Annotated in this window: 18 protein-coding genes; 16 read left to right on the top strand and 2 right to left on the bottom strand. The window is 71.8% G+C overall.

Going from position 1 to position 23,234, the window contains the following annotated elements; translation table 11 throughout:
- Positions 1–18 precede the first annotated feature (18 nt).
- The 10 genes from ABD998_RS05150 (at position 19) to ABD998_RS05195 (ending at position 11,961) form a co-directional block, all read left to right on the top strand.
- Positions 19–1,302, top strand: coding sequence for an ABC transporter substrate-binding protein (locus tag ABD998_RS05150; protein WP_345436598.1), 1,284 nt, complete (start codon positions 19–21; stop codon positions 1,300–1,302).
- 161 nt (positions 1,303–1,463) lie between these two features.
- Positions 1,464–2,771 (top strand): ABC transporter substrate-binding protein, encoded by a 1,308-nt coding sequence (locus tag ABD998_RS05155; protein ID WP_345436600.1) that lies wholly within the window; start codon positions 1,464–1,466, stop codon positions 2,769–2,771.
- A 58-nt stretch (positions 2,772–2,829) separates the two neighbouring features.
- Positions 2,830–3,813, top strand: coding sequence for a carbohydrate ABC transporter permease (locus ABD998_RS05160; RefSeq protein ID WP_345436603.1), 984 nt, complete (start codon positions 2,830–2,832; stop codon positions 3,811–3,813).
- Positions 3,810–4,709 (top strand): carbohydrate ABC transporter permease, encoded by a 900-nt coding sequence (locus tag ABD998_RS05165; RefSeq protein WP_345436605.1) that lies wholly within the window; start codon positions 3,810–3,812, stop codon positions 4,707–4,709. The genes ABD998_RS05160 and ABD998_RS05165 overlap by 4 nt, the downstream gene beginning before the upstream one ends.
- Before the next feature lie 2 nt (positions 4,710–4,711).
- Positions 4,712–5,365, top strand: a complete 654-nt coding sequence (locus ABD998_RS05170; protein ID WP_345436607.1) for a hypothetical protein — start codon at positions 4,712–4,714, stop codon at positions 5,363–5,365.
- A 37-nt stretch (positions 5,366–5,402) separates the two neighbouring features.
- Positions 5,403–7,469: a beta-galactosidase gene (locus tag ABD998_RS05175; RefSeq protein WP_345436609.1), complete on the top strand. Its 2,067-nt coding sequence runs from the start codon at positions 5,403–5,405 to the stop codon at positions 7,467–7,469.
- Positions 7,470–7,643: 174 nt separating this feature from the next.
- A complete protein-coding gene (locus ABD998_RS05180; RefSeq protein WP_345436938.1) occupies positions 7,644–8,771 on the top strand; it encodes a Gfo/Idh/MocA family protein in 1,128 nt (375 codons plus the stop codon).
- A 5-nt stretch (positions 8,772–8,776) separates the two neighbouring features.
- A complete protein-coding gene (locus ABD998_RS05185; RefSeq protein WP_345436611.1) occupies positions 8,777–9,982 on the top strand; it encodes a dihydrodipicolinate synthase family protein in 1,206 nt (401 codons plus the stop codon).
- Positions 9,979–10,860, top strand: a complete 882-nt coding sequence (locus ABD998_RS05190) for a sugar phosphate isomerase/epimerase family protein (RefSeq protein ID WP_345436613.1) — start codon at positions 9,979–9,981, stop codon at positions 10,858–10,860. Before ABD998_RS05185 ends, ABD998_RS05190 begins: the two co-directional genes overlap by 4 nt.
- Before the next feature lie 72 nt (positions 10,861–10,932).
- Complete coding sequence (locus ABD998_RS05195) at positions 10,933–11,961, top strand: LacI family DNA-binding transcriptional regulator (RefSeq protein WP_345436616.1); 1,029 nt, start codon at positions 10,933–10,935, stop codon at positions 11,959–11,961.
- A 138-nt stretch (positions 11,962–12,099) separates the two neighbouring features.
- On the opposite strand, the gene ABD998_RS05200 is transcribed toward ABD998_RS05195, so the two are convergent.
- Entirely contained in the window at positions 12,100–12,729 is a 630-nt protein-coding gene (locus ABD998_RS05200) for a TetR/AcrR family transcriptional regulator (protein ID WP_345436618.1), read from the bottom strand.
- 163 nt (positions 12,730–12,892) lie between these two features.
- Between ABD998_RS05200 and ABD998_RS05205 the strand changes: the two genes are divergently transcribed.
- Genes ABD998_RS05205 through ABD998_RS05225 form a run of 5 tightly spaced genes read left to right on the top strand, consistent with a single transcriptional unit; the run spans position 12,893 to position 20,486 of the window.
- Positions 12,893–14,416, top strand: a complete 1,524-nt coding sequence (locus ABD998_RS05205) for an ABC transporter substrate-binding protein (protein WP_345436620.1) — start codon at positions 12,893–12,895, stop codon at positions 14,414–14,416.
- 52 nt (positions 14,417–14,468) lie between these two features.
- Complete coding sequence (locus ABD998_RS05210) at positions 14,469–15,410, top strand: ABC transporter permease (RefSeq protein ID WP_345436622.1); 942 nt, start codon at positions 14,469–14,471, stop codon at positions 15,408–15,410.
- On the top strand, positions 15,407–17,251 hold the full coding sequence (locus ABD998_RS05215) for a dipeptide/oligopeptide/nickel ABC transporter permease/ATP-binding protein (RefSeq protein WP_345436624.1): 1,845 nt from the start codon (positions 15,407–15,409) through the stop codon (positions 17,249–17,251). Before ABD998_RS05210 ends, ABD998_RS05215 begins: the two co-directional genes overlap by 4 nt.
- On the top strand, positions 17,248–18,105 hold the full coding sequence (locus ABD998_RS05220; protein ID WP_345436626.1) for an ATP-binding cassette domain-containing protein: 858 nt from the start codon (positions 17,248–17,250) through the stop codon (positions 18,103–18,105). Before ABD998_RS05215 ends, ABD998_RS05220 begins: the two co-directional genes overlap by 4 nt.
- Positions 18,102–20,486 carry a beta-glucosidase family protein gene (locus ABD998_RS05225; RefSeq protein ID WP_345436628.1) on the top strand — a complete coding sequence of 795 codons (2,385 nt, stop codon included), beginning with the start codon at positions 18,102–18,104 and terminating at the stop codon, positions 20,484–20,486. The genes ABD998_RS05220 and ABD998_RS05225 overlap by 4 nt, the downstream gene beginning before the upstream one ends.
- 133 nt (positions 20,487–20,619) lie before the next feature.
- Here ABD998_RS05225 and ABD998_RS05230 read toward each other — a convergent pair whose 3' ends face one another.
- Positions 20,620–21,354 (bottom strand): FadR/GntR family transcriptional regulator, encoded by a 735-nt coding sequence (locus tag ABD998_RS05230; RefSeq protein WP_345436630.1) that lies wholly within the window; start codon positions 21,352–21,354, stop codon positions 20,620–20,622.
- A 104-nt stretch (positions 21,355–21,458) separates the two neighbouring features.
- On the opposite strand from ABD998_RS05230, the gene ABD998_RS05235 reads away from it, so the two are divergent.
- Positions 21,459–23,234, top strand: coding sequence for a dihydroxyacetone kinase family protein (locus tag ABD998_RS05235; RefSeq protein WP_345436632.1), 1,776 nt, complete (start codon positions 21,459–21,461; stop codon positions 23,232–23,234).

Consider the following 23,234-nt stretch of genomic DNA (forward strand, 5'->3'; position numbering starts at 1 on the left):
AAAGAGGCAGGAGCAGCGATGACGCGAAGGCTCATCCGCGTGGCGACCATCACGGCGGGCATCGGGATCGCATCCCTCGCCCTGGCAGGATGCTCGGGTTCGAGCGGCGGGGGCGCGTACGACCCCGACGAGAAGGTGGAGCTCACCTTCACCTGGTGGGGCAACGACGACCGCGCCGAGCGCTACAACGCGCTCATCGACGCGTTCAACGAGGAGTACCCCAACATCACGATCAACGGGTCGTTCACCGACTTCCCGTCCTACTGGGAGAAGCGCCAAACCGAGGCCGCCGGCGGCGGCCTCCCCGATGTGTGGCAGTTCTCCGACACGTACCTGCGCCAGTACGCCGAGAACGGCCTCCTGGCGGATCTCTCCGAGTACTCCGACGTCGTCTCGACCGACGCGATCGACGAGGGCCTGCTCGGCACCGGCCAGCTCGAGGGCACGCAGTACTCGCTCCCCCTCGGCTACAGCGCGTGGTCCGTCTTCCTCAACGACGACATCCTCGCCGAGTACGGCGTCGAGCCCTACGCCGGCGGCACGAGCTTCGAGGACTACTCGGCCTGGATGGCCGAGGTCACCGAGGCCACGGACGGCGCCGTGTTCGGCGGCACCGACTACACGCAGCGCATCCAGAACTTCGAGAACGTGCTGCGCGCGCAGGGCGGCAACCTGTTCACGGAGGACGGCGAGCTCGGCTTCACCGAGGAGCAGCTCGCCGAGTTCTGGGAGAGCGGCGCGGCCGACCGAGACGGCATCACGGTGCCGCAGCAGAAGCTCGAGGAGATCAGCCCGGTCTCGGGCTTCGGCTCGAACCTCACGGCGAGCGAGGCCAGCTGGAGCAACTTCGTCGCCGGCTACCTCGCCGACTCGGGCGCCTCGAGCATCTCGATGGTCGCTCCTCCCACCGCCGAGCAGGGCTCGGCCGACCTGTACCGTCAGGCGGGCCTGCAGATGGCGGTGTCGTCGTCGAGCGAGCACCCCGAGGCCGCGGCGATCTTCCTCGACTTCGTCGTGAACAGCCCCGAGGCGGGCGAGATCTTCGGAACGTCACTCGGGTTCCCCGCCTCGGAGACGAAGCTCGAGGGCGCCACCCTCGAGGGTCCTGACCAGCAGGTCGCCGACTTCCTCGCCTCCGTCGAGGACCGCATCGGCGACGCGCCGCCCGCCCCCGTCGTGGGCTACGGCTCGATCGAGCAGAAGTTCTGGGACCTCGGCAAGGAGCTCGGCCTCGGCACGGTCTCGGTCGACGACGCCGTCTCGCAGTTCTTCAGCGAGGCCGAGGTCGTCCTCCAGGGCTGACCTGCCGCCCCGGGTGCGCGTCACGATTCCGACACGACGCGCACCCGGGGCGAACTTCTACTTGTGAAACGTTTTTCCACCCGCTAGAGTCTCGGCAAGCGCTTTCCCCGCGCGGCTCCCGACCCGGGGAGCCTGGACGATGTCGTTCTGAGAGGACAAGGATGTTCCGCACCAAGAGGATGGCCGCGATCGCGGCCCTCACCGCCATCGGCGGTCTCACGCTGGCCGGCTGCTCGGGCAGCTCCGAGGAGGTCGCCGAGACCGTCGACCCCGACGAGGAGGTCACGCTCACGTTCGCCTTCTGGGGCAACGACGTGCGCGCCGCGCTCTACGAGGAGGCCTTCGCGGCCTTCAACGAGGAGTACCCCAACATCACGATCCAGAGCTCGTTCCTCGACTACCCCGCCTTCTGGGAGAAGCGCCAGACCGAGGCGGCGGGCGGCGGTCTCCCCGACGTCATGCAGTTCGACTACTCGTACCTGCGCCAGTACTCCGAGAACGGCCTGCTGCTCGACCTCGCGCCCTACATCGGCGGGGTCATCGACGACGAGCCGCTCTCCGACGAGATCCTCGCGATCGGCGAGGTCGCCGACGGCACGTTCGGCATCCCCACCTCCACGAACGCCTGGGCGCTGTTCGAGAACCCCGCCCTCCTCGAGGAGATCGGCGTCGACGGCTTCCCCGGCGGCACATGGGAGGACTACAACGCCTGGATGGGCGACGTCACCGAGGCGGCCGCCGCGGCCGGCGTCGACGCCTTCGGCGGCGGCGACTACACGGGCCGCATCCAGAACTTCGAGGTGCAGCAGCGCGCGAAGGGCGAGGACCTCTTCACGGAGGAGGGCGAGCCGAACTTCACGGAGGAGGACCTCGCCGCCTTCTGGGAGCAGGGAGCCGGAGTGCGCGAGGACGGCACGGTCGTCGAGCAGCAGCGCGTCGAGGAGCTCACCCCGCTCGGCGCCTTCGACACCGCGCTCACGGCGAGCGAGCTGACGTGGGACAACTTCGGCGCCGGCTACCTCGCCAACCTCGGCGAGGGGTACGAGACGCTCGACCTCGTCGCCCCGCCGACGACCGACGGCGCATCCGAGAGCGACCTCTACCTCAAGCCCTCCATGCTGCACGCGATCGCGTCGACGACCGAGCACCCCGAGGCGGCGGCGACGCTAGTCGACTTCCTCGTGAACAGCCCCGAGTCGGGCGAGATCTTCGGCACGAACCGCGGCCTCCCCGCCTCGACGACGGCCCTCGAGGCCGCCGACCTCGACGCCTTCAGCCAGAAGATCGCCGACTACGAGGCGTCGATCGCCGACCGCCTCGGCGACGCCCCGCCCGTGCCGATCGTCGGCTACGGCACGCTCGAGGAGAAGTTCCGCCAGATCGGCACGGAGCTGAACTTCGGCACGATCACGGTCGACGAGGCCGTGGATCAGTTCTTCTCCGAGATGGACGTCGTCCTCAACTCGTAAGACCCCCGGTGGCCCGGGCCGCTCGCCCGGGCCACCACCCCACCCGATCGGGAGACCCATGAGCACGACAGAGACGAGAGTGGTCGTCACCGCCGACACCGGCGGCCGGCGCCCTCGCACGCAGAGCCCCGGCGTCCGTCCGGGCCTGAAGAAGAAGGGCCTGCAGGAGTCGCTGGCCGGGTACGCGTTCCTGGCGCCGTGGCTGGTGGGGTTCCTCGGGCTCACGGTGGGTCCGATGGCGTACTCGCTGTACCTGTCGTTCACGTCGTACAACCTGTTCACCGATCCGAAGTGGATCGGGCTGGGGAACTACATCCGCCTGTTCACGGACGACCCGCAGTTCATCCAGTCCGCGACGATCACCCTGGTCTACGTCATCGTGGGCACGCCGGTGAAGCTCGCCGCCGCGCTCGCGGTGGCGCTGCTGCTGAACTACCGCGACAAGGGCGCGGCGTTCTTCCGGTCGGCGTTCTACGCCCCCTCGCTCATCGGCGCGTCGGTGTCGGTCGCGATCGTGTGGCGGGCGATGTTCAACACCGACGGCCCCGTAGACTCCACCCTTTCGCTGTTCGGCATCAACCTCGGCGGCTGGGTCGGGAACGTGAACCTCGTCGTGCCGATGATGATCCTCCTCGCGGTGTGGCAGTTCGGCGGCACCATGGTCATCTTCCTCGCCGGCCTCAAGCAGGTCCCCAAGGAGCTCTACGAGGCCGCCGAGATGGACGGAGCAGGCGCGCTGCGCCGCTTCAAGGCCGTCACGATCCCGATGCTGTCGCCGGTGATCTTCTTCAACCTGCTGCTCGAGCTCATCGGCGCGTTCCAGGTGTTCGCCTCGGCCTACATCATCTCCAACGGCTCGGGCGGCCCCGCGGGCATGACGAACTACCTCACCGTGTACCTCTATAAGCGCGGCTTCTCCGACCTGCAGATGGGCTACGCCGCCGCGATCGCGTGGGTCATCATGATCGTCGTCGGAATCATCGCCGTGATCCTGTTCCGCACCCAGAAGTCCTGGGTCCACTACGCCGGAGAAGACCGATGACCGCCACCGTCTCCACCCACCTGGTCACCACCGGGAAGCCCGCGCCCCGCAAGAAGCTCACCCGCCGCGGCTGGCAGACCGTGATCTGGTTCGTCGCGCTCACCGCGATCACCCTCATCGTCATCTACCCGCTCATCTGGCTGCTCGCCTCGACGTTCAAGCCCAACAGCGAGTTCGGGCAGAACCCCGGCCTCATCCCCTGGGCCCCCACCCTCGACAACTACGTCAAGGTCTCCGAGGGCATCGCCGGCATCCCGCTGTGGCGGTTCTTCGCGAACTCCCTCATCCTCGCCGTGTCCGCCGTGATCGGCACCGTCCTGTCCTCCGCCCTCGCCGCCTACGCCTTCGCGCGCGTCAGGTTCAAGGGCCTCGGCATCCTGTTCTCCGCGATGATCGGCACCCTGCTGCTGCCGTTCCACGTCGTGATCATCCCGCAGTACATCTGGTTCCAGAAGCTCGACCTCGTCGACACCTTCGTGCCGCTCATCCTCCCGAAGTTCCTCGCCACCGAGGCGTTCTTCGTGTTCCTCATCGTCCAGTTCATCCGCCAGATCCCCCGCGACATGGACGAAGCCGCCCGCATCGACGGCGCCGGCCACGCCCGCATCTTCTGGTCCGTCATCCTCCCCCTGGTCAAGCCCGCCCTCATCACGTGCGCGATCTTCACCTTCATCTGGACGTGGAACGACTTCATGGGGCCCCTGCTCTACCTCAACAGCCCCGAGAACTACCCCCTCCCCATCGCCCTGCGCCTCTACAACGACCAGACATCCGCGTCCGACTACGGCGCCACCGTCACCGCGTCGCTCGTCGCGCTCGTCCCCGTCATGCTCTTCTTCATCGTGTTCCAGCGCTTCCTCATCGACGGCGTCGCCACACAAGGACTCAAGGGCTGACCATGGCGAAGGCAGAACGCAGCGCGCACAGGGCCGCGGCACGTGCCGCGGCGTCGGGCTCCGGCCCGACGCGCGACGAGCCTGCCCGCAACCCGGGTGCCGTGGGCGCGTTCGGCCTCTTCGGCGAGGTGCTGCTGACGGGCGTGCTCGTCGTCGCCGGCGGTCTCCTCGTCCTCACGCTGCCGGCCGCGCTCGCGGCCGGCAGCCGGCACCTGCGCCGGTACGTGCGCGCGGAGCGGTCGACCCTGAAGCAGTTCTGGGCCGACTACCTCCGCGCGCTGCCCGCCGGCGCCGTCGTCGGGCTCGCCTCGACGCTCATCGCGGGCGTGCTCGCCCTCGACATCGTGCTCGCGGGATCGGGCGACCTCCCCGGCGGGGCCGCCATCGGCGCCTTCGGCTGGGTGCTCGCCGCCCTTCTCGCCGGAGCGCTCCTCCACGTCTGCGGGACGTGGACCCCCGAGACCGGATGGGCCACGGCCATCCGCTCTCTGCCCGGCGCCGTCGCGCGCGACGTGCCGGGCGCCCTCTACCTCGTCGCGGCCGCATGCTTCGTCGGCATCGCGACGTGGATGTTCCCTCCCCTCCTCCTCCCCGCGCTCGGGTGCGCGGCCCTCGCGGCCGTCGCGGTGCCCGTGCGCCCGCGCCGTCGTCGCTGACGACGGCCATCCGCTTCCGACACAGATCACGAGGACCATGCTCTACGGCGCCGACTACAACCCCGACCAGTGGCCGGAGCACGTGTGGGACGACGACGTGCTGCGCATGCAGGAGGCCGGTGTCACGACCGTGAGCCTCGGGATCTTCGCGTGGTCGCGCCTTCAGCCCGCGCCCGACGTGTGGGACTTCGCGTGGCTCGACACCGTCATCGGCAAGCTCCACGCGGGCGGCATCGGTGTGAACCTCGCCACCGCCACGGCCTCGCCGCCGCCGTGGGCGAGCGTCGCGCACCCCGACATCCTCGCGGCCGACGAGAACGGCGCCCCGTACTGGCACGGTTCGCGCCAGCACCACTCGCCCGCGTCGCCGACGTACCGTCGACTCGCCGGCGAGCTCGTGCGCCGCCTCGCGGAGCGCTACGCCGACCATCCCGCGATCGTCATGTGGCACGTCGGCAACGAGTTCGGCTGCCACCTCCCCGTGGAGTACTCCGACAGCGCGCGCGACGCGTTCCGCACCTGGCTGCAGAACCGGTACGGCTCGATCGCGGCGCTCAACGCGGCGTGGGGCACCGACTTCTGGGCGCAGCGCTACGGCGCATGGGACGAGGTCATGCCTCCCCGCAAGGCGCCGTACAGCCGCAACCCCTCGCAGGTGCTCGACTACCACCGCTTCATGTCGGACATGTGGCTCGAGTGCTACCTCATGGAGCGCGACATCATCCGCGCCGCCGGGGCGACGCAGCCGGTCTCCACGAACATGATGGGGCCGTTCAAGCCCGCCGACTACACGACCTGGGCGCCGCACATCGACGTCATCACCGACGACTGCTACCCCGACCCCCTCGACCCGCACCGCGTGCGCAACACCGCGTTCCAGCGCGACCTCGTGCGCTCGCTCAAGCGCGGCGCCCCCTGGCTGCTCATGGAGCAGGCCACCGACGCCGTCAACTGGCGCCCCTCGAACCCGTCCAAGCGCGACGGGCAGCTCGCCGCGGAGACGGCGCAGTCGATCGGGCGCGGCGCCGACGGCATCTTCTTCTTCCAGTGGCGCCAGTCGCGAGCCGGCTCCGAGAAGTTCCACTCCGCGATGCTCCCGCATGCCGGCACCCGCTCGCGCACGTGGCGCGAGGCGACGGCGCTCGGCGCCCAGCTCGCCGCCCTGCCCGAGCTCCCGGCGCCGGGAGACGACTCGCCCGTGGCGCTCGTGTTCGACTGGGAGAACTGGTGGGCGGTCGAGTACTCCGACCACCCCAACCGCCTCGACTACCTCGCCCTCGTGCGCGAGTGGTACGGCACGCTGCACCGCCGCGGCATCATGGTCGACATCGTCAAGCCCGAGGATGTCGACGGGCGCTACCGCCTCGCGATCGCGCCGTTCCTCTACCTGCTACGGGATGAGGGAGCAGACGCGCTCCGACGCTTCGCGGCCGAGGGCGGCGTGCTGCTCGCCGGCCCCTTCACCGACGTCGTCGACGAGAACGACCGGTTCCGCGCCGACGGCTTCCTCACCCAGCTCGGCCCCGTCCTCGGCGTCGCGCTCGAGGACTTCCGCGCCCTGGTACCCCCCTCGCTCGACCGCATCGCCGAGCGCGCAGGCGAAGAGGGGTCCCACGGCGCCGGCCCGGAGACGTGGGTCGACGCCGACGTGCGAGAGGCGCGCTTCGCTCTCGCGGACGGCTCGGGCGACGCGGTCGGCACGTTCTTCGCGGAGGCGCTGTTCGCCGACGACGCCGAGGTGGCGGCGACGTTCACGTCGGGGCCGTCGACGGGCCGGCCCGCCCTCACCCGCCGCGCGCACGGCACCGGATCGGCGTGGTACCTCGCGACGATGCCCGACGAAGCGGGGCTGGACCTCGTGGCAGGGCTCGTGCTCGACGAGGCGCGCGTGCGCCCCGTCGTCGACGGCCTCCCCGACGGCGTCGAGGTCGCGCGCCGCGGCGACCTCGTGACGATCATCAACCACGGCGGAGCAGAGGTCGAGGTCTCCGCATCGGGGACGGATCTGCGCACGGGCGAGCCGGCCTTGACCATCCGGCTGGCGCCGCAGGAGCCGGTGTTCCTCCTCTCCCCTGCCCGCGTGCTCGCCGCCGCGGAGATCTGACTCCCGGGGCGCGGGAAAACGCCTTCCCTCGAGGTTGCGCTCCCCCTCCCCGTATGCCACACTCGGTGAAAGCCGCTGGAAAGCGTTTACCCATCCGGCCTGAACGGCCCGACGAGAGCAAGGAAGCACATCGTGAGCACCGCGACCCCCGCCGTCCGCGAGATCGGCATCATCATGAACGGCGTCTCCGGACGCATGGGCTACCGTCAGCACCTCGTGCGCTCGATCCTCGCGATCCGCGACGCGGGCGGCGTGGAGCTGCCCGACGGATCGAAGGTCACGGTGCGCCCGCTGCTCGTCGGCCGCAGCGAGGCGAAGCTCGCCGAGATCGCGGCGCAGCACGGCATCGCCGACTACACGACGGACCTCGACGCGGCGCTCGCCGATCCGCAGTGGGAGATCTACGCCGACTTCCTCGTGACGAAGGCGCGCGCCACGGCCCTCCGCAAGGCCATCGCCGCGGGCAAGGCCATCTACACCGAGAAGCCCACGGCCGAGTCGGTCGAGGAGGCCCTCGAGCTCGCCCGGCTCGCCGCCGCGGCCGGAGTCAAGACGGGCGTCGTGCACGACAAGCTCTACCTGCCCGGTCTCCAGAAGCTCAAGCGGCTCATCGACTCCGGCTTCTTCGGCCGCATCCTCTCGGTGCGCGGCGAGTTCGGCTACTGGGTGTTCGAGGGCGACTGGCAGCCCGCGCAGCGCCCCAGCTGGAACTACCGCGCAGAGGACGGCGGCGGCATCATCGTCGACATGTTCCCGCACTGGAACTACGTGCTCGAGAACCTCTTCGGCGAGGTCAAGAGCGTGTACTCGCAGGCGTCCATCCACATCGCCGACCGCTGGGACGAGAAGGGCGAGCGCTACGACGCCACGGCCGAGGACGCCGCCTACGGCATCTTCGAGCTCGACGGCGGCATCGTCGCCCAGATCAACTCGAGCTGGACGACGCGCGTCAACCGCGACGAGCTCGTCGAGTTCCACGTCGACGGCACCCACGGCTCGGCCGTCGTCGGCCTCTTCGGCGCGAAGATCCAGCCCCGCAACGCGACGCCCAAGCCGGTCTGGAACCCCGACCTCGAGGACACGCACGACTACGACGGCGACTGGCAGAAGGTGCCGACCAACGACGTCTTCCTGAACGGCTTCCGCCAGCAGTGGGAGGAGTACCTCGTCTCGTACGTCGAGGGCACCGACTACGCGTTCGACCTCCTCGCCGGCGCGCGCGGCGTGCTGCTCGCCGAGGCGGGCCTGGAGTCGTCCAAGACGGGTGCCAAGGTCGTCCTCCCCGCGCTCGCGCTGGACTGACGACGATGAGCGATCACTTCACCCTCGTCGGCGCCGACGGCGCGCTCGCACGCGCGCCCCTCAACGACGCCGGCGTCTACACGAAGCCCGAGGGCGCCCTGCGCAGCCGCGTCGCGTACGCGGCCGCGCACGTCGTGCCCGTGCTCTGGGGAGACAACACCCCGGGGCAGCCCGCGCAGATCGACTGGGACGCCACGCTCGGCTTCCGCCGTGCCGTGTACTCCTGGGGTCTCGGCGTCGCCGACGCCATGGACACGGCGCAGCGGAACATGGGGCTCGACGCCGCCGCCGTGCGCGAGCTCATCCGCCGCAGCGCCGAGGTCGCCCGGGAGGAGGGCGGCTCGGTCGCCGTCGGCGTCAACACCGACCACGTCGACGAGCACACGATCACGCTCGACGAGGTGATCGACGCCTACAAGGAGCAGCTGCACTTCACGGAGGAGCAGGGCGCGGGTCCCGTGCTCATGGCGTCGCGCCACCTCGCCCGCGTCGCGACGAGCGCGACCGACTACCTGCGCGTCTACGGCGCCGTGCTGCAGTCGGCGACCGTGCCCGTCGTGCTGCACTGGCTCGGCACCGCGTTCGACCCCGAGCTCGCCGGCTACTTCGGAGCCGACGACTGGCAGACCGCGTCGAACACGCTCATCCGCATCATCGAGGAGAACCCGGGCAAGGTCGCCGGCCTCAAGATGAGCCTGCTGGACGCGGAGTCCGAGGTCTCTGTGCGCGAGCGGCTGCCCGAGGGCGTGCGCATGTACACGGGCGACGACTTCAACTACGTCGGCCTCATCGGCGGCGCCGACGTGCCGGATGCGACGCAGCCGGCGCAGACGCCCGGAACGACGCGGACGCACTCCGATGCTCTGCTCGGCGCGTTCGCGGCGATCACGCCCGTCGCATCGGCGGCCATCCAGGCTCTCGACGCGGGGCGTCCCGACGAGTACCTGCGCATCCTCGGCCCCACGGAGGAGCTCAGCCGGCAGGTGTTCGCCGCCCCCACGTACTACTACAAGACGGGCGTCGCGTTCCTCTCCTGGCTCAACGGCCACCAGGCCGGATTCCAGATGGTCGGCGGTCTCCACTCCGCCCGCAGCATCCCGCACCTCTCGCGCATCGTCGAGCTCGCGAACGCCTCGAACGCCCTCGAGCAGCCCGCTCTCGCGGCGCAACGGTGGAGCGACTACCTGCGACTGAACGGAGTCCGCGCATGAGCACGGTGCCCACCCCGTCCGCCCATCCGCGCCTGTCGATCAACCAGGCGACGATCAAGTACACGACCGTGGCCGAGGCCGTGCGGGTCGTGCAGGATGCCGGCATCGGCGCGATCGGACTGTGGCGGGAGCAGGTGCAGGACGCGGGCCTCGCCGAGTCCGCGAAGATCATCCGGGATTCGGGGCTGCGGTACTCCACGCACTGCCGCGGCGGATGGTTCACCGTCGCCGAGGGTGCGGCCCGCCGCGCGGCCATCGACGACAACCGCCGGGCCATCGAGGAGACCGCGACGCTGGCCGCCGCGGGAGCTGCGGGGTCGCGCGCCGTGCTCGTGCTCGTCGTGGGCGGCCTCCCCGAGGGGTCGCGCGACCTCGTCGGCGCGCGGGAGCGCGTGCGCGACGCCGTCGCCGAGCTCGCCCCCGACGCGCAGACGGCCGGCGTCACGCTCGCGCTCGAGCCGCTGCATCCCATGTACGCCTCCGACCGCTCGGTGCTCTCGACGCTGCCGCAGGCTCTCGACATCGCCGCCGACTTCGATCCCGCCGTGGTCGGGGTCACGGTCGACACGTTCCACCTGTGGTGGGACCCGGACGTGCTCGCGCACATCGAGCGCGCGGGGCGCGAGGGGCGCATCGCGACCTACCAGGTCTGCGACTGGAAGACGCCGCTCGAGGCCGACAACCTGCTCTCGCGCCACTATCCGGGTGACGGGATGATCGACTTCGGTCCGATGACCCGCGCCGTCGAGGCGACGGGATACGACGGCGACATCGAGGTCGAGCTGCTCAACCAGGCGATCTGGGACACGGCACCCGCCGAGGCCGTGCGCCGCACGATCGACGGATTCGCCCGCGCCGTCGCTCCCCACCTCGCCTGACCCCTTCCCGGTCGCGGGGATGTCCCCGCCGGCCTCCGCGACCGGGAACCGCTTCCGCGATAGGCTCACCGGATGACCGACACGACCACGCGCGCGAGCGGGGCGCCCACGCTCCACGACGTCGCGCGCGAGGCGGGCGTCTCGCTCGCGACGGCATCCCGCGTGCTCAACGGCTCGACCCGCAAGGTCGCCGAGGCCTACGCGGAGCGCGTGCAGGCCGCGGCCGACCGACTCGGCTACACGGCGAACCTGTCTGCGCAGGCGATCGCCCGTGGTACGTCGGCCGCCGTCGCCCTCATCGTCGCCGACATCGCCGATCCCTACTTCGGGCAGATCGCGTCGGGCGTCGCGCAGGCTGCGGCCGACGCCGGCCTCATCGTCACGATCGCCATGACCGAGCGCGATCCGCGACGCGAGGTCGCCCTCGTCCGCGCCCTCCGCGGCCAGCGTCCGCGCGGCATCATCCTCGCGGCGTCGCGCGACGCCTCGGTCGACTCCACCCCCCTCACGGCCGAGATCGCCGCCGTCCAGGCGACGGGCGGGCGCGTCGTGACGCTCGGCGCCGGGCTGTCGGGCTCGCGCGTCGTCGCCTACGAAAACGAGGCGGGGGCGCGTGCCCTGGGCGAGCGCGTGGCCGCTCTCGGGTACCGCGACGCCGTCGTGCTCGCGGGGCCCGAGGGGCTGCGGACGTCGGACGACCGCCTCGCCGGATTCACGGCGGGCTTCGCCACGGGCGGCGGATCGGCGCCCCGCGTCGTCCGCGGGGAGATCTCGCGCGACGCCGGCTACGCGGCCGCGAGCGCGCTCCTCACCGACGCGCTCGCTCCCGGAACCCTCGTCTTCGGCATCAGCGATGTCGTGGCCATCGGCGCGCTCTCCGCCGTGCGCGACGCCGGCCGCACCCCCGGTGCGGACATCGCGGTCGCCGGATTCGACGACATCGCGACGGGGCGCGACGTGACGCCGGGGCTCACGACCGTCCGCCTGCCGCTCGAGGAGCTCGGTGCGCAGGCGCTGCGGGCCTCGGTCGACGCGGAGTGGACGCCCGGAGAGCCGGTCGCGCTCGAGGTGCTCGTGCGCGCCAGCACCCCTCCGCGCTGACCCGCGCCCCGGTGCCCACTCGCGACCGCGATCCCGCGGCGAACGGATACCCGTTGGACGAGAGCACACCCGAAAACGCCCAATCGGGTGCCCTCTCGGCAAGGGGATAGCCGTTGGACGAGGAGACGGGGAACGTCCTCAGAAGTCGATGTCGACGAACCCCTGGAAGAAGCGGCGCAGCTGGGCCGCCATGTCGAGGATGCCCGGCTCGAGGAGCCACTGCACCTGCAGGCCGTCCATCATGGCGATCGTCGCGATCGCGGCGCGCTCGGGCGAGACGCCGTCGGCCAGCCGCCCCTGCGCGGCGAGCGAGGCGAACGCGTGCCGCAGGTTGCCGCGCGTGCGGGCGTACCGCGCGATGAAGTACCCGTGCGCGGGATGGTCCGGCGAGGTCGCCTCGGTCGACAGCACGGCGAAGAGCTTCACGATCCCCGGAATGGTCGCGTTGTACTCCGCGAGCCGCACGAGCCCCCGCAGGGTCGCCTCCCCGTCCTCCTGGTCGAACGGCACGACCTCGAGGGCGCGGACGTCGCGGCGGTCGAGCACGTCGGCGAGCAGCGCGCTCTTCGACGGGAAGTGGTGAAGGACGCCCGCCTCGCTCATCCCGACGCGGTCGGCGACCTCGCGCAGCGATCCGGAGCGGTAGCCCGACTCCGCGAACACGTCGAGCGCCGCATCGAGGATGGCCGTGCGCACGGCGGCCGTCTTGGCGTACGGCCCGCGTCGGCGCGGCCTGCGGGGTTCTGTGGTCTGGGTCTTCGTCGACATGCTCACTCCACGCTAGCCGCCGCGTCCTCGCAACGGAAAACATCACATTTTGGTCAACCGGTGAACTGATCTCGTGTAAAACCTAGCGCTCCCTCGCATTTGACGCTAGCGTACTCGGCAGAAGCGGCCCGATGGCGGGTCGCCCTTACCCGAAGGACCAAGGATGATCCGTTGGAAGGCCGCAGCAGCCACCCTCGCCGTCTCCGCACTCGCCCTCACCGCCTGCTCCGGCGGGAGCACGGGCGGCGGCACCGGCGGAGGCGACACCAGCCTCACGCTCGGGGCGATCACCGCGCCCACGACGCTCGACCCTGCGGGCGCCGAATGGGGCAACCGCGCCCCCTACTACCAGGCCGTGTTCGACACGCTCCTGTACGCCGACACGGAGGGCGAGATCCAGCCCTGGCTCGCCACGGACTGGGCCTACAACGACGACAACACCGTCCTCACCCTGACCCTCCGCGACGACGTGACCTTCACCGACGACAGCGCCCTCACGGCCGACGTCGTCGTCGAGAACCTGCAGCGGTTCAAGGACGGCACCTCGCCCGACGCGAGCTACTTCGCCGACGTCGCATCGTTCGAGGCCTCCGACGACACCACCGTCGTCATCACCCTGAACGCCCCCAACCCCGCGTTCCTCGACTACCTCACGCGCGACCCCGGCCTCGTCGCCTCGAGCGAGGCGATCGCCTCGGGCGACCTCACGACGGCGCCCGTCGGCTCGGGTCCGTACATCCTCGACACGGCGGCGACCGTCACGGGCACGAGCTACGTCTACACCGCCAACCCCGACTACTGGAACCCCGACGTCCAGTACTACGACGCGCTCACGATCAACGTCTTCCAGGACCCGACGGCCGCCCTCAACGCCATCAAGGCGAACGAGGCCGACGCCGTCCGTCTCTCCACGAACGACAACCTCGCCGAGGTCGAGGCCGCCGGCTGGACGGTCGCCGCCAACGAGCTCGACTTCCAGGGCCTGCTCCTCCTCGACCGCGCCGGCACCGTGAGCGAGCCGCTCGCCGACGTGCGCGTGCGCCAGGCGATCAACTACGCCATCGACCGCGACGCCATGCTGGAGGCGCTGCAGAAGGGCCACGGCACCGTGACGACGCAGGTGTTCCCTGCGTCCAGCGCCGCCTACGACGAGTCGCTCGACGAGTACTACACGTACGACGTCGAGAAGGCGCAGGAGCTCATGGACGAGGCGGGCTACTCCGACGGCTTCACGATCTCCATGCCGAGCTCGGCGCTCCTGGGCGCATCGACGTACTCCCTCATCGACCAGCAGCTCGCCGAGATCGGCATCACGGTCGAGTACACCGATCCCGGCAACAACTTCATCGCCGACCTGCTCGCCCCGAAGTTCCCCGCGTCCTTCATGGCGCTCGAGCAGAACCCCGACTGGCAGCTCATCCAGTTCATGATCTCGCCCACCGCGATCTTCAACCCCTACCACTACGAGGATGAGACCGCGGACGCGATCATCGAGCGCATCCAGTTCGGCGACGAGGCGCAGCAGGCCGAGGCGGCCGCAGAGCTCAACCGCTACATCGTGGAGCAGGCGTGGTTCGCCCCGTTCTACCGCGTCGAGGGCTCCATGGCCTCGGCCCCCGGCACGACGGTCGAGATGAACCCGACCAACGCCTACCCGTCGATCTTCGACATCACGCCGGCCGAGTGATCATCGCCGGGGCCGCCCGCGAGGGCGGTCCCGGCTTCCCCCAGGAGCGAAGATGCCCGCTTTCATCGCCCGACGCCTGCTCTCCGGCGTCGTCATGCTCGTCGTGATCTCGATCGTCGCGTTCACGCTTCTCTACCTCGGAGGCGGCGACATCGCCCGCCGCATCCTCGGACAGAGCGCGACGGCCGAGACCGTCGCCGCCAAGGCCGCCGAGCTCGGCCTCGACCGCCCCCTCATCGCCCAGTTCTGGGACTGGTTCACGCACGCGATCACGGGCGATCTCGGTCGCTCGTGGTTCAGCAGCCAGTTCGTGACCGTGAGCATGGAGACGCGCCTGCCCGTCACCCTGTCGATCGTCATCGGCTCCACGCTCATCGCGGCGGTGCTCTCCGTCGTCCTCGGCGTGCTGGCGGCGCGGCGCGGCGGATGGATCGACGGACTCGTGCAGTTCCTCTCCGTCATCGGCTTCGCCATCCCCGGATTCCTCATCGCGCTCGGCCTCGTGCTCGTGTTCGCGATCAACCTGGGATGGTTCCGGGCGACCGGGTACACCCCGATCGCGGCGTCGTTCGGGGGATGGCTCGCCTCCGTCACGCTCCCCGTCGTCGCGCTCGCGATCGGCGCGATCGCGACGGTCGCGCAGCAGATCCGCGGGTCCGTGCTCGACGCCCTGAGCCGCGACTACGTGCGCACGCTGCGCAGCCGCGGCCTCCCGGAAGGGCGCGTGGTGTACCGTCACGTGCTCCGCAACGCGGCAGGGCCGGCGCTCGCCGTCCTCGCCGTGCAGTTCATCGGCATGCTGGGCGGCGCCGTCGTCGTCGAGCAGGTGTTCGCGCTCCCCGGCATCGGCCAGCTCGCCGTGCAGGCGACCACGCAGGGCGACATCCCCGTCGTCATGGGGATCGTCGTCGTCACCGCCATCATCGTCGTCATCGTCAACCTCGCGATCGACCTCGCGCAGGCTGCCCTCAACCCGAAGGTGCGACTGTCATGACCGCCCGCCCCCAGCCCGCGCTCCTGCGGCGGCTGCTCCGCCGCCCGCTCGCCGTGGCCTCCCTCGTCGTCCTCGCCGTCGTCGCCGTCGTCGCCGCCCTCGGGCCGATCCTCGCCCCGCAGGACCCGGGGTACTCCGACATCTCGGCGATCCTCCAGCCCCCCGGCGCCGAGCATCTGCTCGGCACCGACTCGGCAGGGCGCGACGTGCTCTCGCGCCTCCTCGCCGCGACGCAGATCTCGGTCGCCTCGGCGCTCGTCGCCCTCGTGACGGCCCTCGTGATCGGCGTCGCGTCGGGGCTCATCGCCGGCTACTACCAGGGATGGTTCGACGCCGTCTCGTCGTGGGTCACGTCGCTCGTCATGGCGATGCCCGGCATCGTCGTGCTCCTCGCCGCCCGCTCGGTGCTCGGTCCCAGCGTCTGGATCGCGATGCTCGTGTTCGGCGTGCTCATGTCGCCGGCGTTCTTCCGGCTGGTCTACGCGAGCGTGACATCGGTGCGCGGAGAGCTGTACGTCGACGCGGCCCGCGTCTCGGGGCTCGGCGACACCCGCATCATCGGGCGCCACATCCTCGGCGTCGTGCGCGCCCCCATCCTCATCCAGTCGGCCGTCATCGCGGGCATCGCGATCGCCATCCAGTCGGGCCTGGAGTTCCTCGGGCTCGGCGACCTCTCGGTGCCGACCTGGGGGTCGATGCTCAACGACGCGTTCACGAAGATCTACAACCAGCCCGTGCTCATGCTGTGGCCGTCGCTCGCGATCGCGCTCGTCTGCATCGCGCTGACGCTGCTCGCGAACGCCATGCGCGACGAACTCGAGCGCACCGTGACGGTCCGCCGGAAGCGCCGTCGCGCGGTCTCGGGTGCGACCGGGTCGGTCGCCGCCGTGACGACGTCGTTCGCGATGGGCGGCGGCGATGCCCCCGTCGACCTCGACGAGGTGCCCGTCTTCGACGAGTTCCCCGTCATCGTGCACGAGGAGGACGCCCGCTCCGCCCTGCGCACGCAGGACGTGCTGCTGAGCGTGCGCGACCTGCGGGTCGGGTACGACCAGGCCGACGGCTCGACGATCGAGGTCGTCCACGGCGTCTCGCTCGACGTCCGCAAGGGGGAGGTGCACGGCCTCATCGGCGAGTCCGGCTCGGGCAAGACCCAGACGGCATTCTCGGTGCTGGGTCTCCTCCCCCGCGGCGGGCGCGTGACGGCGGGGACGATCTCGTTCGACGGAGCGCAACTGGCCGACGCCGACGAGCGCGCGTACGCGGGCATCCGGGGCAAGCGGATCGGCTACATCCCGCAGGAGCCGATGTCGAACCTCGACCCGTCGTTCACGATCGGGTCCCAGCTCGTCGAGCCGCTCCGCACGGGCCTCGGGATGAGCGCGAAGGACGCGACGGAGAAGGCTCTCGCGCTGCTCGAGCGGGTCGGGATCCCCGACCCGAGGAGGACGTTCGCGGCGTACCCGTTCCAGGTGTCGGGCGGGATGGCCCAGCGCGTCCTCATCGCCGGCGCCGTGTCGACCGGCCCCGAGCTCATCATCGCCGACGAGCCGACGACCGCGCTCGACGTCACGGTGCAGGCGGAGGTCCTCGACCTGCTGCGCGACCTGCAGGCGGAGCGGCACGTGGCGATGCTCCTCGTCACCCACAACTTCGGCGTCGTCGCCGACCTGTGCGACCGCGTGTCGGTCATGCAGGACGGACGGTTCGTCGAGCAGGGGCCCGTGCGCGCCATCTTCCGCGACGCGCAGCATCCGTACACGAAGGCGCTGCTCGGCGCGATCCTCGACGAGGGTCCCGCCCGCGGGCCGCTCCAGACCACCGCAGGAGGTGCGCGATGAGCGCGACGACGACGGAAGCCCCGCTGCTCGAGGTGAAGGACCTCGTCGTGGAGTACCCAGGCAAGGGACTGCGCGGCACCCCGTTCCGGGCGCTCAAGGGGGTGTCGCTCGACATCCGCCCCGGCGAGTGCGTGGGGCTCGTCGGCGAGTCGGGATCGGGCAAGACGACGCTCGGGCGCGCCGTGCTCGGGCTCGCGCCCGTCACGGAGGGGTCGATCGTCTACGACGGACGCGACATCTCGCACCTCGGCCGGGCGGAGCGGCGCGCGCTCGCGACCGAGATCCAGGTCGTCTTCCAGGATCCGTACTCATCCCTCAACCCGTCCATGACGATCGAGCAGATCCTCGCGGAGCCGCTCGGGATCCAGGGCGTGCCGGCCGCGGAGGCGAGGAAGCGGGTGCGCGACCTTCTCGACCAGGTCGGCCTCCCGTCCGACGCGCGATCGCGCCTGCCTCGCGAGTTCTCCGGCGGCCAGCGCCAGCGCATCGCGATCGCGCGTGCGCTCGCGCTCTCCCCCCGCCTCATCGTCTGCGACGAGCCCGTGTCGGCGCTCGACCTGTCGACGCAGGCGCGCGTGCTCGACCTCTTCATCGAGATCCAGGAGCAGACGGGCGTCGCGTACCTCTTCGTCACGCACGATCTCGCGGTCGTCCGGCACATCAGCCACCGCGTCGCGGTCATGTACCACGGCGAGATCGTCGAGGACGGCGACGGCGACCAGGTGACCTCGGCGCCGGAGCACCCCTACACTCAGCGCCTGTTCATGGCGGCGCCCGTCCCCGACCCCGACCGCCAGGAGGAGCGCCGCGCCGAGCGCCGCGCCCTCATCGCCGCAGAGAGCTCCGCACGATGACCGATCACCTCCGTCCGCTCCTCGACCGGCTCACGCTCGAGGAGAAGGCCGCGCTCGTGCAGGGCGCCGACTTCTGGACGACCGTCCCCCTGCCCTCCATCGGGCTGCGCGCCATGACCCTCTCCGACGGACCGGCCGGCGTGCGCGGGCCCCGCTGGGACGAGCGGGAGCCCTCGCTCAACCTGCCGTCGGGCTCTGCGCTCGGAGCGTCGTGGGACATCGGGCTCGCACGGCGCTACGGTGCCGCGGCGGCGGCGGAGGCGCGTCGGAAGGGCGTCGACGTCGTGCTCGGCCCCACCATCAACCTGCACCGCTCCCCTCTCGGAGGCCGCCACTTCGAGTGCCTCAGCGAGGACCCGGAGCTCACGGGCGCGCTCGCGGAGGAGTACGTGCGCGGACTGCAGGAGGGCGGGGTGGCCGCGACGCCCAAGCACTACGTCGCCAACGACTCCGAGACCGACCGGTTCACGGTGGACGTCGTGGTGTCCGACCGCGCCCTGCGCGAGCTCTACCTCGCCCCCTTCGAGCGGGCCGTCGGCGCCGGCGCGTGGGCTCTCATGAGCGCGTACAACTCGGTCGACGGCGTCACGATGACCGAGAACGCCCTGCTCGAGACGCCGCTCAACAGCGAATGGGGCTTCGACGGCGTCGTCGTGAGCGACTGGACGGCCGTGCGCAGCCTCGACGCCGTCGCCGCCGCGCAGGACCTCGCCATGCCCGGCCCCGCGCCGGCCTGGGCCGACCTCGTCGAGGCCGTCCGCGACGGACGCGTGGCCGAGGCGGATCTCGACCGCAAGGTGCTCCGGCTCCTGCTGCTCGCCGAGCGCGTCGGCGCCCTGGGCGGCGCCCAGCCGGCCGGCACCGCGCCCGTGGACGGCCCGGCGTTCGCCCGCGAGGCCGCGGTCGAGGGCTCCGTGCTGCTGCGCAACGACGGCGTGCTGCCGCTCGTCGAGGTTCGCTCGATCGCGGTGGTCGGCCAGAACGCGCGCGACGCGCGCACGCAGGGCGGCGGCAGCGCGACCGTGCTGCCTGAGCGGGTGGTGAACCCGCTCGAGGGCATCCGAGCGGCGTTCCCCGACGCCGACGTGCGGTTCGCGCTCGGCGCCGTCGTGCAGGAGGGCGTCGCCGAGCTCCCCCTCGACACGATCGCGAACCCCGTGACGGGCGCCCCCGGCATCCGTGTCGTATTCCGCGACGCCGACGGCGCTGAGCTGTTCGCCGAGGACCGCCGGTCGACCGCGCTCGTCTGGTTCGGCGGGGATGCGCCGGTGTCCGCGGCGGCGACGCTCGAGCTCTCGACGGTGTGGACGCCCTCCGGGAGCGGAGAGGTGCTGCTGGGCTTCGCCGGCGCCAACCGCGGGCGCGTGTTCGTGGACGGCGAGCTCGTCCTCGAGGACTCCCCCGTCGTCGCGGGCGCCGATCTGGGCGCGGCGTTCCTCAACCCGCCCTCGTCGACCGTCGGAGTGGCGGTCGAGCGCGGCGAGCCGCGGGACCTCCGCGTCGAGATCGACATCGCGCGCGGCGCCCTCGAGGGGGCGCTCAGCGTCACGTTCGGCCTCGCGCCCGACGACGGCGATCCCGATGCGCTCATCGACGAAGCCGTCGCGGCGGCGCGCGCCGCCGACGCGGCTGTCGTCGTCGTGGGAACCAACGCGAAGGTCGAGTCGGAGGGGTACGACCGCACCTCGCTCGCCCTGCCGGGTCGGCAGGACGAGCTCGTTCGCGCCGTGCTCGCGGCGAACCCCCGCACGATCGTCGTCGTCAACGCGGGCGCGCCCGTCGAGCTGCCGTGGGCCGACGAGGCGCCCGCGGTGCTGCTGGGCTATTTCGGTGGCCAGGAGTTCGGATCGGCGATCGGCGACATCCTCACCGGCGCCGCCGAGCCGGGCGGCCGCCTGCCCACGACCTGGCCGCGGACGCTCGCGGACGCGCCCGTCGTCGATGTCACGCCGACGGACGGACGCCTCGCCTATCGCGAGGGCGTCCACGTCGGCTACCGCGCATGGCTGCGCGCGGGCGCGGAGCCGCACTTCCCGTTCGGCCACGGGCTCGGCTACACCTCGTGGTCGTGGGGTGCGGCGGCGCGCGACGGGGATGTGCTCGAGGTGACGCTCGCGAACACGGGCGGCCGGGCGGGCAAGCAGGTCGTGCAGGTGTACGCCGAGCGGGCGGATTCGGCGATCGAGCGTCCCGTGCGCTGGCTGGTCGGGTTCGCGGTCGTCCGCGCCGAACCGGGTGAGACCGTCACGGCGCGCGTCGACCTCCCCGAACGCCGGCTCGCCCACTGGGACGGCGGGTGGCGCGTCGAGCCGGGTGCGTACACCCTGCGCGCCGGTGCCTCGGTCGCGGACCTGCCGCTCTCCCTCGTCTGGGAGGCCTGAGGAGCGCGTCCGGCGGGACGCGCCGGTCGGCGAAAGCACATCCGCTTGCCGAGAGCACTCCCACTATCGGGCGATCCGATGGGCGCTCGGCAAGCGGATATCCGTTGGGCGAGAACGGGAACCGGTCAGGGCGTCAGGGCACCTCGGCGCGGAGGCGCTCCCCCGCCGTCGCCATGTGCACCGCCATCGTCGATGCCGCGGCGTCCTCGTCGCCCGCCTGCACCGCCGCGAGCACGGCCTCGTGCTCGCGGAGGGCGACCTCGGCGGCGTCGGTGTCGTGGACCGCGCGGTCGGCGTACACCTGCAGCAGCGAGCGCACGACATGGAGCGTGTCGACGAGCACGGCGTTGTCGGCCGCCTCGGCGAGCACCTGGTGGAAGTCGCGGTCCGCGCGGGCGAAGGCCGCCAGGTCGTCGAGGCCGTCGGCCATCCGCGTCGTGCACTCCGCGAGGCGCCGGCGTCCGTCGGCGTCCATGCGCCCCGCCGCGAGGCGCGCGACGTAGATCTCGAGGCCCGCGCGGAGCTCGAGCAGCTGCACCGTGTTGCGCTCGCCGATGAGCAGCCCCCAGCGCAGCGTCTGCGGCAGCAGCTCGCTCGCCTCGCCGCGCAGGTAGGTGCCGGAGCCGGGGCGGACGTCGACGATGCCGAGGATCTCCAGGGCCGCGAGCGCCTCGCGCACGGCCGAGCGGCCGACGCCGAGGGATGCCGCGAGCTGCCGCTCGGGGGGCAGCCGGGTCCCCGGCTCGATGGAGCCGCTCGTGAAGAGATCCATGAGCCGGCGCGCGACCTCGGAGACCGGCGTCCCGGACGGGAGGGCGCCGAGCGCCGCGACGATCTCGTCCGAGCGGTCTCCGGGATAGGCGGGCATGACGTCCAACCTATCGGGGGAACCGCGTTCCCGCACTTGCAATTGGTCAACCGGTTCGTCACAATGGACACGAATTCGACCCGACCTCGAGGAGACCCGACGCGATGACGCGCTTGTGGAACGATCCCGCTGACTTCGCGGATGAGATGATCGACGGCTTCGTCGCCGCCAACGGCGCGCATGTGCGGCGCGTGCCGGGCGGCATCGTCCGCGCCACGGGCGCGCCGGACGGGCAGGTCGCGGTCGTCATCGGCGGCGGCTCAGGGCACTACCCCGCGTTCGCCGGCCTCGTCGGCCGGGGGCTCGCGCACGGCGCCGCCCTCGGCAACCTCTTCGCCTCGCCGTCGGCGCAGCAGATCCACGCCGTGGCCCGCGCAGCCGACCGCGGCGCCGGCGTGTTCTTCACCTACGGCAACTACGCCGGCGACGTGCTGAACTTCGACGCCGCGCAGGAGCGCCTGCGCGGCGACGGCATCGACACGGCGACCGTCGCGGTGACCGACGACATCTTCAGCGCGCCGCCCGGCGAGAGGCGCAGACGGCGGGGCATCGCGGGCGATCTGACGGTGTTCCGCACGGCCGCCGCCGCGGCCGAGGCGGGATACGACCTCGCCTCCGTCGCCGCCGTCGCGGCGCGCGCGAACGACCGCACCCGGTCGATCGGCGTCGCATTCAGCGGATGCGCCCTTCCGGGCGCTCCCTCGCCGCTGTTCTCGGTGCCCGCAGGCCGGATGGCCGTGGGGCTCGGCATCCACGGAGAACCGGGCATCGACGAGACCGCCATCCCCACGGCCGACGAGCTCGCGGCGCTGCTCGTCGACAGGCTGCTGGCCGAGCTGCCGGAGGACGTGACGGCCGCCGGAGCGCGCGTCGTGCCCATCCTGAACGGCCTCGGCTCGCTCACGCACGAGGAGCTCTTCGTCGTCTACCGCCGCATCGCGCAGCTGCTCGAGGCCGCGGGGATCGTGATCGTCGACCCGCACGTGGGCGAGTACTGCACGTCGTTCGACATGGCAGGGGGCTCGCTCACGCTGTTCTGGCTCGACGACGAGCTCGAACGACTCTGGGGCGCCCCCGTCGACGCGCCCGCGTACCGCCGCGGAGCCCTCCCGGCCGTGACGACGCTCCCCGCGGCTGCGGGCCTCGCGGCACCCGACGCCGCGCCGGCGACCCCCGCTCCGTCCGGGCCGGGCACGTCCGCGCCGATCCTCCGCGGCGACGCCGCATCGCAGGATGTCGCGCGCACCGTGCGCGGCGCGCTGGAGGAGATCGTCCGCGCGATCGACGAGAACGTCGACGAGCTCGGCCGCATCGACGCCGTCGCGGGCGACGGCGACCACGGCATCGGCATGCAGCGCGGCTCGCACGCCGCCCTCGCGGCGGGCGCCGCGGCCGCGGACGCCGGTGCGGGCGCCCGCACCGTGCTCGCGCGCGCGGCCGATGCCTGGGCCGACCGCGCCGGCGGCACGTCGGGGGCGCTCTGGGGCGTCATCCTGAACGCCGTCGCGGCCCGGCTGGGTGACGAGGGCCGCCCGTCCGCGGCGGCCGTCGCGGACGGCGTCGCCGACGGACTGCGCGGCGTGCAGGTGCAGGGCAAGGCGGAGCGCGGCGACAAGACCCTCGTCGACGCGCTCATCCCGTTCTCCCTCGCGCTGCAATCCGCGGTCGCCGACGGCCTTCCGCTCGCCGACGCGTGGCGCACGGCCGCCGACGACGCCGCCCGCGCCGCGGCCGAGACCGCCGAGCTGATGCCCCGCCTCGGGCGCGCCCGCACCCACGGCGCGCACGCCGTGGGCACCCCCGACCCCGGCGCGATCTCGCTCGCGCTCATCGCCACCCGCGTCGGCGACCTCCTCGCCGGCGCCCCCGAAGGGAACTGA

Origin of the sequence: Microbacterium gilvum, from assembly GCF_039543865.1 — a bacterium.
In the GTDB taxonomy this organism is placed as follows: domain Bacteria; phylum Actinomycetota; class Actinomycetes; order Actinomycetales; family Microbacteriaceae; genus Microbacterium; species Microbacterium gilvum.